Here is a 13,352-nt window from a genome sequence, read left to right on the forward strand (position 1 = left end):
CTGCGCGTGCTACACCTGTCCCGCGTTGGACGCGCCTTGCCGTTCTAAAACGCGTCAGTCTTGTTCCTCATTTGGTTTGCGCCGTCCCATGCCGTTTCATCTTGCCCGCGATCCGTTGCCCGACCACGAGCAGAAGCAGGCGGCGCTCAGCTATCTGAACGAGGCCTGGGCCGAGGCGCGCCACGACGGTGTTGATGGCGACTGCCTTGCGCAGGCCAGCCTGTTCGCCGCGCTCGCCGAGCTGGTCGGCACCTACGGCGAGGATGCGGTGTCGAAATTCGTGGAAGGCCTGCCCGCGCGCGTCCGCAACGGCGAATTTTCGCTGGCGCTCGCCAAGCAATAGCAGCCGCTCACGCCACGCGCACCAGCAGAAGCGCCGCCGCCATCGCGATCAGCGCGGGAACGGCGGCAATTGCGAACAGCGACTGCGCGCCGATCTGGTGCGCGAGCATCATCCCGCCGATGAGCGGCCCCACGATCGAACCGACCCGGCCGATCCCGAGTGCCCACCCCACCCCGGTCGAGCGAATGGCGGTCGGGTAATATGTCGCCGTCAGCGCATTCGATGCGATCTGGCCGCCGACGATGCAGAACCCGGCGACGAAGATCGCGACCGTGACCGAGGCGATCGAATGGCTGGTGAGACCGATCGCGGCGATCGCGACCGCGGCGCCAAGGTAAGTCACCGCCAGCGCGCGGAAGGAGAAGCGGTCGATGAAGCGGCCCAGCGTGAAGGTGCCGGCCACACCACCGACCTGCAGCATGGCACCGATCGCGGCCGCCGCGGCGACCGAGACCCCAAGATCGTTCAGCACCGTCGGCAGCCAGTTCGCCAGCAGATAGAGGTCGAGCAGGCTCATGAAGAACACGACCCAGAGCAACAAGGTCGTGACCGCCCGACGCTCCGCGAACAGATGCGCGACAGGCAGACCGGTCAGCTTCGGCTCCTGCACGACAAAGCGGACATCCTCGCTGACGGTCATGGCCGGCGTGATATGGCGCAACAGCGCCGCGACCTCGCGATCACGCCCGCCGAGCAAGGCGAGATAGCGGATCGATTCCGGCAGCGCATAGAGCAGCACCGGCAGCAGCAAGAGTGGCCCAAGACCGCCGACAAGGAATACCGAACGCCAGCCGTAAGCCGGGATCAAAGCCGCCGCGAGCAGCCCGCCGAGCGCCGCACCGATCGAAAATCCCGCAAACATCGCCATCACCATGGTTGCGCGGCGCCGGTGCGGACTGAACTCGGAGGTCAGCGCGACCGCGTTCGGCATCGCGCCGCCGAGCCCGAGGCCGGTCAGGAAGCGCAGCGCCATCAGCCACGTGGCATCCTGGACAAGAACGGTGAGCAACGTCCCGATGCCAAAGGCGGCGGTACTGAAAACAATGATGCGCTTGCGGCCGATGCGGTCGGCGATGGTGCCGAAGACCAAGGCGCCGATCATCAGCCCGAACAATCCCGCGCTGAAGACCGGTCCGAGCGCGCCGCGCGTCAGCTTCCATTCGTGCGCCACGGCGGGCGCGACATAGCCGATCGCCTGCGTGTCGAAGCCGTCGATGAAGAGGACCGCCGCGCAGATCAGCAGCAGGCTGATCTGGAAAGCGCCGACCGGCTGCCGGTCGATATGGTCGGGAACGTCAATGACGTTGGACGCGGGCCTCTCCTTGACGGCAATGGTCACGTGCGATTTTCCTCCGCAAGGCCCGTCGGGCTGAACTATAGTTCTTGATAAAATCTCCTATAGTGAGATTTTAGATAAATCAATCCCGCTCGCCGGCGCTCCGTTTGTTGGCGCGCCGCGGCGGGCTATCGGGATCTCTGACGCCAGTTGGATGAAGCGGACGGTGGGGAAAACAAACAGCCAGGATCGGGTGCTCGCGGTGTTGGACCTCTTCAGCGAGAGCCGGCCGCTCTGGACGTCAGACGAACTCATGCGCGAACTCGGCTACACCAGGCCGACGCTCTATCGCTATCTCAAGAGCCTGAAAGAAAGCGGGCTCTTGATGCCGACGCGCGGCGGCCGCTTCACCCTCGGCCCGCGCGTGGTGGAAATGGATTATCTGAGCCGCCGCGCCGATCCGCTGGTCGCCGCCGCGGCGCCGCATTTGGCAAGGCTCACGGCCGCGCATCCCTGCACCGCGCTGATCGTGCGCTGGTACGGCGACAAGATGCTTTGCGTCGCCTCGGAATCGTCGGTCCCCAATCCCGTCAGCAGCTATCCGCGCGGTCGTCCCATGCCGATGGGACGCGGCGCGATCGCCCGCTCCATCATGGCGTTCCTGCCCAAGCAGCGGCTCATCCCGCTGATCGTGCGCTACGCCGACGACCTTCGCAGCGTCGGGCTCGGCCAGCGGCCGGAGGACGTCATGAGGGTCCTGAAGGAAATCAAACGGGCCGGCGTTGCGATAGCCTTTGGCGAAGTCACCCCCGGGGCCATCGGCATCGCCGCCCCGATCCTCGATGCCGGCTATCCCGTGGCCAGCCTCTGCCTCACCATCGGCGGCCAGCAGGCGAAGGGCGAGTTGATCGACCGCATCACGGAGGAGGTCCGTGTCGCCGCAAGCACTGTTTCAGCGGAGATTTTTGATCCAGTAAATCTCAAATTGTGAGATTTTATGGTTGACGAGGGACCTCGCTGCCGGCATGGAGCGACCGGAGAAGCCGCCGACGCAAAGGGCGGTTCGTAATCGCGAGGGCACGCCAAGATGTCGAATACAGCTCAAGTCCATGCCCCCATCGTCATCGTCGGTGGAGGGCCGGTCGGCATCGGGCTTGCCATCGATCTTGGCCTGCGCGGCGTCCGCTCCATCGTGGTCGAGCGCTACACCGATCTGCAGCCGATCCCGAAGGGGCAAAATCTGACCCAGCGCACCCTCGAGCATTTCTATTTCTGGGGTGCGGAGGACGAGTTGCGCGCCGCGCGCACCATCCCGCGGAATTACGGCATCGGCGGCATGACCTGCTACGGCACCCTGCTCGGCGGCTACAGCTACGACTGGCTGCAGCGCGAGCTGGTGCGGCCGTTCTATTTCACTGACAATGAGCGGCTGCCGCAATACGCGACCGAAGCCGTGCTGCGGCGAAGGGCGGCGCAAATCCCGGCCATAGAGACCTTGTATGGTTGGACCTGCGAAGCCATCCGCCCCGACGATGACGGCGTCGGCGTCGAGATCGTCAATCGCAACGGCGAAAGGCGCAGCTTACGCGGATACTATGTCGTCGGCTGCGACGGCAGCCGCTCCACCGTGCGCGAGCAGGCGGGCATCACCCAGACCCGATCCGATCACGACCGCCTGATGGTGCTCCTGGTGTTCCGCTCCACCCGCCTGCATCGCCTGCTGGAGCGTTATCCCGGCAAATCCTTCTACAACGTGCTGCATCCGGAGCTGGGCGGCTACTGGAAGTTCTTCGGACGCGTCGATCTCGGCTCCACCTGGTTCTTCCACGCCCCCGTTCCAGCGACCACGACGCGCGACAACTTCGACTTTCGCCGCCTGCTGCATGAAGCGGCGGGCGCCGAGTTCGACGTCGAGTTCGACCATATCGGCTTCTGGGACCTGCGCTTCGCGCTTGCCGACACTTATCGCGCCGGCCGCGTCTTCATCGCCGGCGACGCCGCGCACAGCCACCCGCCCTATGGCGGCTATGGCGTCAACAGCGGCCTGGAAGATGCCGTCAATCTCGCCTGGAAGCTCGCCGCCACGCTGCAAGGCTGGGGCGGCGCGGGCCTGCTCGACAGTTACGACGCGGAACGGCGCCCCGTCTTCGCCTCCACCGCGCGCGACTTCATCGAGAAGTCGATCTTTGAGGACCGCGACTTTCTGCGAAAGCATGATCCGGCGCGCGATCGCGCCGACTTCGAAACAGCCTGGCGCGAGCGACAGACCGGTGCGCGCGCCGAGGTGAACGCTTTTGAACCGAATTATGAGGGCTCACCGATCGTATGGGGCCCGGCCGGCGCCACAAGCAGCGCGATCGGCTCCCATGCCCATGCGGCGCGGCCCGGTCATCATCTGACGCCGCAGCCTCTATCCTCGGGCCGGAACGTGTTCGAGGAACTGGGCAGCGGCTTCACGCTGATCGATCTCGGAGCGAACGCGGCCGCGGCATTCGAACAGGCGGCTGCCGAGCGCCGCATTCCGCTGAAGGTCATCAGGGATTCCGCAAGCGATGGACGGGAGAAATACCGATCCCGCCTGATCCTGGTGCGACCCGACCAGTTCGTTGCCTGGGCCGGCGACGATGCCGAGCCTGCCAAACTGCTGCAACGCGCGATCGGTGGGCCTGCTTAGTCTTCCGGCGTCAGTAAACCCTCGCGGTGAGAAGGCGCGAATGCGCCGTTTCCGGACGATGCTGCGCACCACCGGGAGAACCATGAGGCCCGGATGCCGGCCTCATCCTTCGAGACGCTTGGCTAGTGCAGGCTCCCCAAGGATGAGGGGATACAGCCGCTTATGACGCAGTCGGATTAGGGGGCGCGAGGCCCCGATGCTCGTTACGGGAACCGAAACTGTTCCTGCCGGTTAGCTCTGGCAAATTTCTTTTACGAGAGAGTATGCCATGGATAAGGATCGCGTTGCCGGCACGGCGCAGGATTATGCTGGCAGGGTCGAAAGCACGGTCGGCGATATCGCCGGTGATACAACAACCCAGGCGTCGGGCCGAGTCCGCGAGGCTGCGGGCACGGCGCAGAACCTCTACGGCCAGGCCAAGGATGCCGCGCGCGATGCGGCCGATACCGCGGCCGGCTACGCGAGGCAGGCCTACGAGAACAGCGGCGATAGCTTCCGCGAGGGCTCGCAGGCGCTTGCGAAACGGGTGCAGGAGAATCCGCTGGGCTCGATGTTGATCGCGGGTGCAATCGGTTTTGCGCTCGCGCTGCTGATGACGCGCCCCGCGCGCCGCCCGCGGCGCTATTACGGCTAGCTTGCGCTGTCGAACGAGGCCACCTTCGGCCGCGCATCGCCCTGGAGATGAACCGTGAGTGAAGAGATCCCGCTCGCGCCCTTCCTTTATGACGGCCTCGACCCGGCGCCGGAGCCGAAATCCACAACTGCCGAGGTCGCCGACGTAGTAAGGGGGAGCGTGCGTTGGGTAAGCGACACCATCGAAGCTGGCCGCAAGCCCGGCATGCCGCTCAGCATTCTCACCAACGTGGCCCGCGAAGCGCCTCTCGGTTCGCTGTTGATCGCGTTCCTCTTGGGCGTGGCGATCGGCCGCCGACGAGCGCGCTAGCGCAGTCGCCAGGCTGAGCGCACCGAGCGAAGAAGCGCCGGTCTGCGAGGTCAGCGCGCGCGCCAGCGAATCTTCCAGGCTTTCTCCACGGATGAAGTCTGGACTTGCGTCGTTGCTTTCGTTCCTCGCAACGTCGGGCTTGGGCGCTCCAACGCGATCGACGGATGCCGGCGACGGCGACATCGCGAGGATGCGGGGCGAAGCTCGTGGAGGGCTTTGCTTTCGCGCCGCCGGCGACGCTACGGCGAAGCGCCATCACTGTTTGCGATAATCCGCTAGGCCGCGTCGGCTTCTGCTATGATTGCATCATGACGATCGGGATTACCGGACCGCCGCCGAAGGTCCCGGGGCGAAGCGTCCTGGCAGGGTGGATCATTGCCGCGATCGTCATCGGAATTGGCTGGCTGCTGTTCAAGATCGCAGGCGACGTCCTGGTCGACTGGCTCTGGTTTTCCTCCGTTGGCTATTTGCAGGTCTTCTGGACCAGTCTCCGCGCCCAAGCCGCGCTGTTTGGCGGCGTCTTCATCGCAACGTGGATCATTCTTTGGCTGAACGGGTGGGTCGCGCTCCGCCTCGCCCGAGCGACATCCGTTCCCCCTCTCACCACCTCCGGACGGCAACCGCCGCCCGACCCGCTTGCGCTCGCGCGCGACCGCTTGCCGTGGCCTCACATCATCGTCGCCGGTGCGGGCCTCATCGCCATCCTGGTCGCCGCGGGAGAAGCCGACGACTGGGCCACAGTGCTGCGCTATCTCTATCAGGTCCCGTATGGTTCAAACGATCCGCTCTACGGCAAGGACATCGGTTTTTATCTTTTCTCGCTGCCCATCTATATCAGGCTCAAGAACTGGATGGTGCTGACGCTGCTGCTGAGCGCACTGTTCGCGGGAGCGATCTACTGGACCTACAGCGACATATCGCCTGCGACCCATCGCCGATCTGCACCACCGGCAGCGATCGCTCACGGCTCTGTTCTGCTCGCTCTGCTCCTTCTCGTGAAGGCGTGGTCCTACGCGCTCGATCGCTATTTGCTGCTCTATGGCGACAATGGCGTGGTCGTTGGCGCCAGCTACACGGACGTTCACGTGCAGCTTCCGGTGCTGTGGTTATTGATTGTGCTTTCGCTGATCGCCGCATTGATGGCGTTCGCAAACCTGGGTGCGCGAACCTATTGGCTTCCGGTAGCCGCGATCCTGGTCATCGCCCTTGGCTCTTTTGTGCTATCCGGCGTCGTCCCCTCGCTGTTCCGACACTTTTTCGTCAAGCCAAGCGAGCTCGAGCTGGAGAAGCCCTACATTGCGCGCAATATCGCGCTGACCCGACAGGCATACGATCTCGATCGGATCGCCGCCAAACCGTTTGCGGCCGAACAGACCCTGACCTTCAAGACGCTGGAGGCCAACAAAGCGACCATCGACAATATCAGATTGTGGGACTGGCGCCCCCTATCGGATACCTACGCTCAGCTCCAGGAGATCCGAACGTACTACAAATTTCACGACCTTGATGTCGATCGTTACTGGCTGGGCGGCTCCTATCAAAGCGTGATGCTCTCGGCGCGCGAACTGCGACCCTCGCTGCTGCCGCCGAATGCCCAGACCTGGGTCAACCGTCATATTCTGTTTACGCACGGCAACGGCGCCGTGATGAGCCCGGTGACCCGCAAGAGCGCCGAGGGGCTGCCATATTTCTATTTGCGCGATATTCCCCCCGTTGCGGACGGCGGCCCCGAGATCCGCGAGCCGCGCATCTATTACGGTGAAGAGAGCGACGGCTACGTCATCGTCAAGAGCACCGTTGCGGAGTTCGATTACCCCAAAGGAAAGGATAACGTCTATGCCGCTTACAACGGAAGCGGTGGAGTTCCGATAGCGGGACTGTTGAGGAGAACCCTGTTTGCCCAATACTTCAGCGACGTGAACCTGCTTCTCACGGATTACATCACGGGCGACAGCCGTATCATGCTCCGGCGCAACATTCAGGAGCGGGTGCGCACGATCGCTCCCTTTCTGAGGCTGGATCACGATCCGTACCTCGTCCTCAGCGAGGGGCGGATGTTCTGGATACAGGACGCTTACACGACGAGCTCGTATTTTCCCTCCGCTCAGCCCGCGCAGGATCTCGATCTCAACTACATCCGCAATTCCGTGAAAGTCGTGATCGACGCCTACAACGGCACCGTTGCCTTCTATCTGATGGACCCGGGCGATCCGATCGCCGCGACCTACCAGCGCACATTTCCAACTCTGTTCAAGCCGTTCGCGGCAATGCCTGCGGACTTGCAGAAGCACATCCGCTATCCGGAGGACCTGTTCCTGATCCAGGCGCAGATCTATCAGGCCTACCATATGGAAGACGCCGCCGTTTTTTATAATCGCGAGGATCTTTGGCAATTCCCGCGCCAGCCGGGTGGCGATGGCACCACGATGATGGCCCCCTACTACATTATCATGCGGCTGCCGGGCGAGCCGCAGGCCGAATTCTTTCTCATGCTGCCGATGGTCCCGAGCCGTCGCGACAACATGATCGCCTGGCTTGCCGCACGCTGTGACCCGCCCGATTACGGCAAGCTGATCGTCTACGAATTTCCCAAGGACAAGCTCGTCTATGGTCCGTTCCAGATCGAAGCGCGCATCAACCAGAATACCGAGATTTCCCAACAGCTCACGCTGTGGAACCAGATGGGATCGCGGGTGATCCGCGGCAACCTCCTCGTGATCCCGATCGAGAACTCGATCCTCTATGTGTCGCCGCTCTATTTGCGGGCCCAACAAGGACACCTGCCGGAGTTGAAGCGGGTGATCGCGGCCTACGACGAACACGTGGTGATGAAGGAGACGCTATCGGAGGCTTTGTCGGCGCTGTTCACAGAACCTGGCCCCGCGCCGACCACGCAAGCATCGCACGAAGGCTCCGCGCAGCAGGCACTCGATCACTACAACCAGGCAATGGAGCGCCTGAAATCAGGAGATTGGGCCGGCTTCGGCAAGGAGATCGAAGCGATGCGTGTCATTTTGGAAGCCTTGGGGGGACGACCGAGCGAGCCGCAGCGTCCTGGCGAGGCGAATGGCGGAAATCCCAGCCGGTAGCTGCACGAAGCGCAGCGAAGTCGCATGCGCGCAAAATCGAATTTTATGAAGCCCTTCAATCTGATCGGCGTTTTCAAGATGTCGCGCGAAAATAAATCGCTTTGCGATGACCCCAAATCAGTCGCATTCTCCTTCGCGTCCCACCTCGATGAGGGGCGTACGCGTCGTCACGGACGTTGAGTGCGGGATGCGGTGGACGCGAGGGTGCCGAACGACGAACGGCATCTTTCGCGGACGGCGAAGTCGTGTGGTCCTGGCGCCCCAAGGCTGGCGCCAAGTTTCGCGAAGATGCGCTTTGCGCATCTCGCAGGCGACGGTGACAACAAAGTCTGGCTCACCGGGGAGAGCGCGAAGTAAGCCGTAAAACCACTGCGCAGGGAATGCCGGACTGCTCCGGCTGAACCTGTGGTCAACGCCCCGCGCACTTCTTTCGCGCGGGGACCATGGGTGCAGCCAGCACCCGGCATTCCCTGCGCCCTCTGATTTTCGAGAGGGTCGTCCCGATGCAAGACTCGGGTGCTACGCGCCGCGGGAACACGAAGTCATGGCCGCCGCATCACTCATGGCCCATCCTTCGCGACGCCGCGGAGTCTATCATCGGCCGCGCTTTGCGCGGACGCGTTGGCGGCTCCTTGGGGATGAGGTCCTCATGTCCGGCACACTGTCCAATCCTCGTGGTGAGGAGGCGCGAAAGCGCCGTCTCGAACCATGGGGCCCGGATGCGCAATATCGCCAATCAAACCTTACGGCTTCAGCGTCTCCAGGAAGCGCACCGGCTCGCCCTGCGATGGCGTCACCAGTTCGCCTTGCCACATCACGCGCTTGCCGCGGACGAAGGTGCCGACCGGCCAGCCGGTGACGCGCATGCCGTCGTAGGGTGTCCACCCCGCCCGCGAGGCTATCCAGTTGTTCGTGATGGTCTCGCTGCGCTTGAGATCGACGATGGTAAAGTCCGCATCATAACCGGCCGCGATGCGGCCCTTGCAGGCGATGTTGTAGAGCCGCGCGGGTCCTGCGCTGGTGAGATCGACAAAACGGGCGAGCGACAGCCGTCCGGCATTGACGTGGTCGAGCATGATGGGCACCAGCGTCTGTACCCCGGTCATGCCCGAGGGCGAGGCCGGATAGCTCTTGCTTTTTTCCTCCAGCGTATGCGGCGCATGATCGGAGCCGAGCACGTCGACGATGCCCTGGCTGATGCCGTACCAGATGCCCTCGCGGTGATCGGCCGTGCGCACCGGCGGGTTCATCTGGGCCAGCGTGCCGAGCCGTTCGTAGCATTCCGGCGCCGCCATGGTCAGGTGATGCGGCGTCGCCTCGCAGGACGCAACGTCCTTGTGGCCGCGCAAGAACTCGATCTCTTCCTTGGTCGAGATGTGCAGAACATGGATGCGCTTGCCGGTCTCGTGCGCCAGCGCGACCAGGCGCTGGGTCGCCATCAGCGCCGCCGTCTCGTCCCGCCAGACGGGATGCGAGCGCGGGTCACCCTCGATGCGCAGGGATTTGCGGTCGTTGAGACGGTATTCGTCCTCGGCGTGAAACGCAGCGCGGCGGCGGATCACCTGGAAGATCCTGCGCAGGCTCTCGTCGTCCTCCACCAGCAGCGCCCCGGTCGAGGAGCCGATAAAGACCTTCACCCCGGCGCAGCCCGCCGCGCGCTCCAGTTCAGGCAGAGCCTGAACATTCTCGCGCGTCCCGCCGATGAAGAAAGCGAAATCGCAATGCATGCGATGGGTGCCGCTCCGGACCTTGTCGGTGAACGCCGCCTTGGTGACGGTCAGGGGCGCGGTGTTCGGCATTTCGAACACGCCCGTCACCCCGCCCATCACGGCGCTGCGGGAGCCGGTCTCGAGATCTTCTTTATGCGTGAGCCCCGGTTCGCGGAAATGCACCTGGGTGTCGATCACGCCGGGCAGGATGTGCAGACCCTTGCAGTCGATCACCTCGGCGGCGGAGGCGTTCGCGAGCGCGCCGATTTCGGCAATCCGGCCGCCGGTAATCCCGATATCGCGGACACCCTCGCCGTCCTGATTGACCACGGTACCGGACTTTAGAATGGTATCAAATCGTTGATTCATGGATCCTCAATGCCCGCTTTGGCGAAACGTATTGGCGAAACGTATGGTCGCGCAGGCCTTGTTGGGCGCACCTTAGCGGCTTACCTTGCGACGTAATATCGGCTAGGTGCCGTATCCAACAAGAACTTCAAGAGAACCCGATGAAAGCAGCGTTTCTTCCCGACCGCGGCGTGGTCAAGGTCTCCGGCGAGGACGCGCGCAATTTCCTCAATGGCCTCGTTACCACTGATGTGACGAAGCTCAAGCCCGGAGAGGGCCGGTTCGGGGCGCTATTGACACCCCAGGGCAAGATCATCGTCGATTTCCTGATCACGGAGGCGCCTTCCGGCCATGGCGGCGGCTTTCTGCTGGACTGCCCGCGTGCGCTTGCGCAGACGCTGGCCACCAAGCTCGGTTTCTACAAGTTGCGGGCCAAGGTCGCCCTGGAAAACCTCGCTGGCAGCCTCGGCGTGTTCGCCGCCTGGGACGGAACACCCGCAATGCAACCCGACCTCGCCTTCGGCGATCCGCGCGCGGGCGAACTCGGCGTTCGCATTTTCGCGCCCGGAGATCTCGCCCAGAAGGTCGCCGATCTGATCGGCGCCGAGCTCGTCGATGCGAGCACCTACGAGGCCCACCGCATCGCCTGCGGCGCCCCGCGCGGCGGGATGGATTTTATATACGGCGATGCCTTCCCGCATGAGACCAATATGGACCGGCTGCACGGCGTCGATTTCGACAAGGGCTGCTATGTCGGCCAGGAGGTGGTGTCGCGCATGCAGCATCGCGGCACCGCGCGTACCCGCACGGTCAAGATCCTGCTCGACGGCCCTTCGCCGGAAACGGGCGCGACCATCCTCGCCGGCGACAAGCAGGTCGGCACCGTCGGTTCGACGGCAGGCGGAAGCGGATTGGCCCTGGTGCGGATCGATCGGGTCGCCGATGCGCTTATCGCCGGCCAGCCGCTGATGGCCGGCGGACTCTCGCTCCGCCTCGCCGATCCGGACGCGGTGCTCAAAGCCAACAAGCAGAGCGTGGCATGAGCCGGTCCGCACGCTTGCATTCCGACGGCAAGATCCGCTGCCCCTGGCCGGGGGACGATCCGTTCTATGTCGCCTATCACGACAATGAATGGGGCGTACCGGAATATGACGACCGCGCGCTCTACGAGAAGCTGATCCTCGACGGCTTCCAGGCCGGCCTCTCCTGGATCACGATCTTACGCAAGCGCGAGAATTTCCGCCGCGCCTTCGACGACTTCGAACCCGCAAAGATCGCACGCTACAATGCGAGGAAGGTCCATGCGCTGATGAACGATGTCGGCATCGTGCGCAACCGCGCCAAGATCGAAGGCGCGATCGAGAGCGCGAAATCCTATCTGAAGATCATGGAAGAGGGTCCCGGCTTCGCCAAGTTTCTGTGGGATTTCGTCGACGGACGTCCCAAGGTCAACCAGTTCAAGACCACGGCGAGCGTCCCGGCCTCGACGCCGCTGTCGGTGAAGATTTCAAAGGAGCTTGCCTCGCGCGGCTTCAAATTCGTCGGCCCCACGATCGTCTACGCCTTTATGCAGGCGACCGGCATGGTCAACGACCATCTCGTCAACTGCTTCTGTCACGAGACTTGCGGCAAGCAACACCGCGCGCCGCGCCTTGCCGTCAAATGAGCGCAAATCAAGCGAGCGCAAGCAAGCCGGTTCAGCAGCCACGCGCCTGGCAGCGCATGCTGTCCGGGCGCCGGCTCGACCTGCTCGACCCCTCGCCGCTCGACGTCGAGATCGCCGACATCGCCCATGGGCTCGCGCGCGTCGCGCGCTGGAATGGCCAGACGACCGGCGCTCACATCTTCTCGGTCGCGCAGCACACGCTGTTGGTCGAAGCCGTGATGCGCGCGGAAAATCCCAACGTTGATACACGCGTGCGGCTTGCCGCACTGCTGCACGACGCGCCGGAATATGTTATCGGCGACATGATCTCACCCTTCAAGGCGGTGTTGGGAGGCGATTACAAGGCAGTCGAAAAGCGCTTGCTTGCGGCAATTCACGTTCGCTTCGGCCTGCCGGCGCAGTTGTCGGGCGACATCGAACGGCAGATCAAGGCCGCCGATCGCGGCGCGGCCTATCTGGAGGCGACGGAACTGGCGGGCTTCTCCAAGGAGGAAGCGAAACGGCTGTTCGGCCGCGATCCGGGCCTGCCGGAAACCGCCATGCGCGATTATCTGACCCCCTGGAGCGCGGTCAAGGCGGAGAAGCGGTTCCTGGCCCGTTTCAAGGCGCTGGAGGGTTGAATAGGAGGGGCGAAGGTGCTTTCAAACGGCTCTACCCGCGTAATTTTAAGGTGGGCAAGGGCACTCGCGCGCCGGACCCACTGGCTTGGTGAGTTCCCGACGCCCCAGCTTAGCCCACCCCGCAAGTTCGATATAAGGAGGCCAATGATACACGTCTGTTCGCTCGCCGCCCTGCCCGAAATCGTACGCTTGACGGGCGCCAGCCATGTGCTGACCGTGATGGGCAAAGTCGATCAGGTTCAGCGGCCGGCGTCGATTCTCGAGGCGAACCATTTGAAGGTCTCGGTGGACGACATTATTGAGCCGATGGAAGGCTTCGTTGCGCCATCGGCGGAGCACGTCGAGCAGGTTCTCAATTTCGTCCGGAGTTGGGACCGCGCCGCGCCGCTGGTGATCCATTGCTATGCCGGCGTCAGCCGCTCGACCGCGAGCGCCTTTGCGGCCGCCTGCGCGCTCAATCCGCACCGCGATGAGATGGCGATCGCCCGGCAGATCCGCGCCGCCTCGCCGATCGCCTCGCCCAACCGGCTGATCGTGAGCCTCGCCGATAAGGCCTTGGGGCGCGAGGGCCGCATGCTGCGCGCGCTCGATGCGATCGGTCCCGCATCGATGATGGTGGAGGGCCGGCCGTTCCGGGTCGAGCTCGATTGAGGCCACGTGATAGACTCTCGCCCCGAGGCTGAC

12 protein-coding genes are annotated in these 13,352 nt (G+C 63.7%); 10 read left to right on the forward strand and 2 right to left on the reverse strand.

What is annotated here, in order from left to right; all coding sequences use genetic code 11:
* Nucleotides 1-88: 88 nt before the first annotated feature.
* The gene (locus P6U23_RS32415; protein ID WP_407176409.1) at nt 89-343 is read left to right on the forward strand and encodes a hypothetical protein; all 255 of its coding nucleotides are present in this window, start codon (nt 89-91) and stop codon (nt 341-343) included.
* Nucleotides 344-350: 7 nt separating this feature from the next.
* On the opposite strand, the gene P6U23_RS32420 is transcribed toward P6U23_RS32415, so the two are convergent.
* Nucleotides 351-1,682, reverse strand: coding sequence for an MFS transporter (locus P6U23_RS32420; protein ID WP_407176410.1), 1,332 nt, complete (start codon nt 1,680-1,682; stop codon nt 351-353).
* A gap of 163 nt (nt 1,683-1,845) precedes the next feature.
* Here P6U23_RS32420 and P6U23_RS32425 point away from each other — a divergent pair, with 163 nt between their 5' ends.
* The 5 genes from P6U23_RS32425 (at nt 1,846) to P6U23_RS32445 (ending at nt 8,325) form a co-directional block, all read left to right on the forward strand.
* Nucleotides 1,846-2,610, forward strand: a complete 765-nt coding sequence (locus tag P6U23_RS32425) for an IclR family transcriptional regulator (RefSeq protein WP_407176411.1) — start codon at nt 1,846-1,848, stop codon at nt 2,608-2,610.
* 96 nt (nt 2,611-2,706) lie between these two features.
* The gene (locus P6U23_RS32430) at nt 2,707-4,293 is read left to right on the forward strand and encodes an FAD-dependent monooxygenase (RefSeq protein ID WP_407176412.1); all 1,587 of its coding nucleotides are present in this window, start codon (nt 2,707-2,709) and stop codon (nt 4,291-4,293) included.
* A 268-nt stretch (nt 4,294-4,561) separates the two neighbouring features.
* Nucleotides 4,562-4,927: a CsbD family protein gene (locus P6U23_RS32435; RefSeq protein ID WP_407176413.1), complete on the forward strand. Its 366-nt coding sequence runs from the start codon at nt 4,562-4,564 to the stop codon at nt 4,925-4,927.
* Between the two features lie 54 nt (nt 4,928-4,981).
* Nucleotides 4,982-5,236 (forward strand): hypothetical protein, encoded by a 255-nt coding sequence (locus P6U23_RS32440; RefSeq protein ID WP_407176414.1) that lies wholly within the window; start codon nt 4,982-4,984, stop codon nt 5,234-5,236.
* A 308-nt stretch (nt 5,237-5,544) separates the two neighbouring features.
* Nucleotides 5,545-8,325 carry a UPF0182 family protein gene (locus tag P6U23_RS32445; RefSeq protein ID WP_407176415.1) on the forward strand — a complete coding sequence of 927 codons (2,781 nt, stop codon included), beginning with the start codon at nt 5,545-5,547 and terminating at the stop codon, nt 8,323-8,325.
* A 743-nt stretch (nt 8,326-9,068) separates the two neighbouring features.
* Here the strand turns inward: P6U23_RS32445 and P6U23_RS32450 are convergent.
* The gene (locus P6U23_RS32450) at nt 9,069-10,403 is read right to left on the reverse strand and encodes a dihydroorotase (protein ID WP_407176416.1); all 1,335 of its coding nucleotides are present in this window, start codon (nt 10,401-10,403) and stop codon (nt 9,069-9,071) included.
* A 140-nt stretch (nt 10,404-10,543) separates the two neighbouring features.
* On the opposite strand from P6U23_RS32450, the gene P6U23_RS32455 reads away from it, so the two are divergent.
* The 4 genes from P6U23_RS32455 to P6U23_RS32470 all read left to right on the forward strand — a co-directional run bounded on the left by P6U23_RS32455 (nt 10,544) and on the right by P6U23_RS32470 (nt 13,319).
* Nucleotides 10,544-11,425: a YgfZ/GcvT domain-containing protein gene (locus P6U23_RS32455; RefSeq protein WP_407176417.1), complete on the forward strand. Its 882-nt coding sequence runs from the start codon at nt 10,544-10,546 to the stop codon at nt 11,423-11,425.
* The gene (locus P6U23_RS32460; protein ID WP_407176418.1) at nt 11,422-12,048 is read left to right on the forward strand and encodes a DNA-3-methyladenine glycosylase I; all 627 of its coding nucleotides are present in this window, start codon (nt 11,422-11,424) and stop codon (nt 12,046-12,048) included. Before P6U23_RS32455 ends, P6U23_RS32460 begins: the two co-directional genes overlap by 4 nt.
* A complete protein-coding gene (locus P6U23_RS32465; protein ID WP_407176419.1) occupies nt 12,045-12,668 on the forward strand; it encodes a YfbR-like 5'-deoxynucleotidase in 624 nt (207 codons plus the stop codon). Before P6U23_RS32460 ends, P6U23_RS32465 begins: the two co-directional genes overlap by 4 nt.
* Nucleotides 12,669-12,812: 144 nt before the next feature.
* Nucleotides 12,813-13,319 (forward strand): tyrosine phosphatase family protein, encoded by a 507-nt coding sequence (locus P6U23_RS32470; protein WP_407176420.1) that lies wholly within the window; start codon nt 12,813-12,815, stop codon nt 13,317-13,319.
* Nucleotides 13,320-13,352 lie beyond the last annotated feature (33 nt).

The organism is Bradyrhizobium sp. STM 3562, assembly GCF_045571435.1.
Taxonomy (GTDB): domain Bacteria; phylum Pseudomonadota; class Alphaproteobacteria; order Rhizobiales; family Xanthobacteraceae; genus Bradyrhizobium.

Coding starts and splice junctions, on each gene's coding strand:
- P6U23_RS32415 (WP_407176409.1), top strand. CDS start 89: ATGCCGTTTCATCTTGCCCGCGATCCGTTGCCCGACCACGAGCAGAAG.
- P6U23_RS32430 (WP_407176412.1), top strand. CDS start 2,707: ATGTCGAATACAGCTCAAGTCCATGCCCCCATCGTCATCGTCGGTGGA.
- P6U23_RS32435 (WP_407176413.1), top strand. CDS start 4,562: ATGGATAAGGATCGCGTTGCCGGCACGGCGCAGGATTATGCTGGCAGG.
- P6U23_RS32445 (WP_407176415.1), top strand. CDS start 5,545: ATGACGATCGGGATTACCGGACCGCCGCCGAAGGTCCCGGGGCGAAGC.
- P6U23_RS32450 (WP_407176416.1), bottom strand. CDS start 10,403: ATGAATCAACGATTTGATACCATTCTAAAGTCCGGTACCGTGGTCAAT.
- P6U23_RS32455 (WP_407176417.1), top strand. CDS start 10,544: ATGAAAGCAGCGTTTCTTCCCGACCGCGGCGTGGTCAAGGTCTCCGGC.
- P6U23_RS32460 (WP_407176418.1), top strand. CDS start 11,422: ATGAGCCGGTCCGCACGCTTGCATTCCGACGGCAAGATCCGCTGCCCC.
- P6U23_RS32465 (WP_407176419.1), top strand. CDS start 12,045: ATGAGCGCAAATCAAGCGAGCGCAAGCAAGCCGGTTCAGCAGCCACGC.
- P6U23_RS32470 (WP_407176420.1), top strand. CDS start 12,813: ATGATACACGTCTGTTCGCTCGCCGCCCTGCCCGAAATCGTACGCTTG.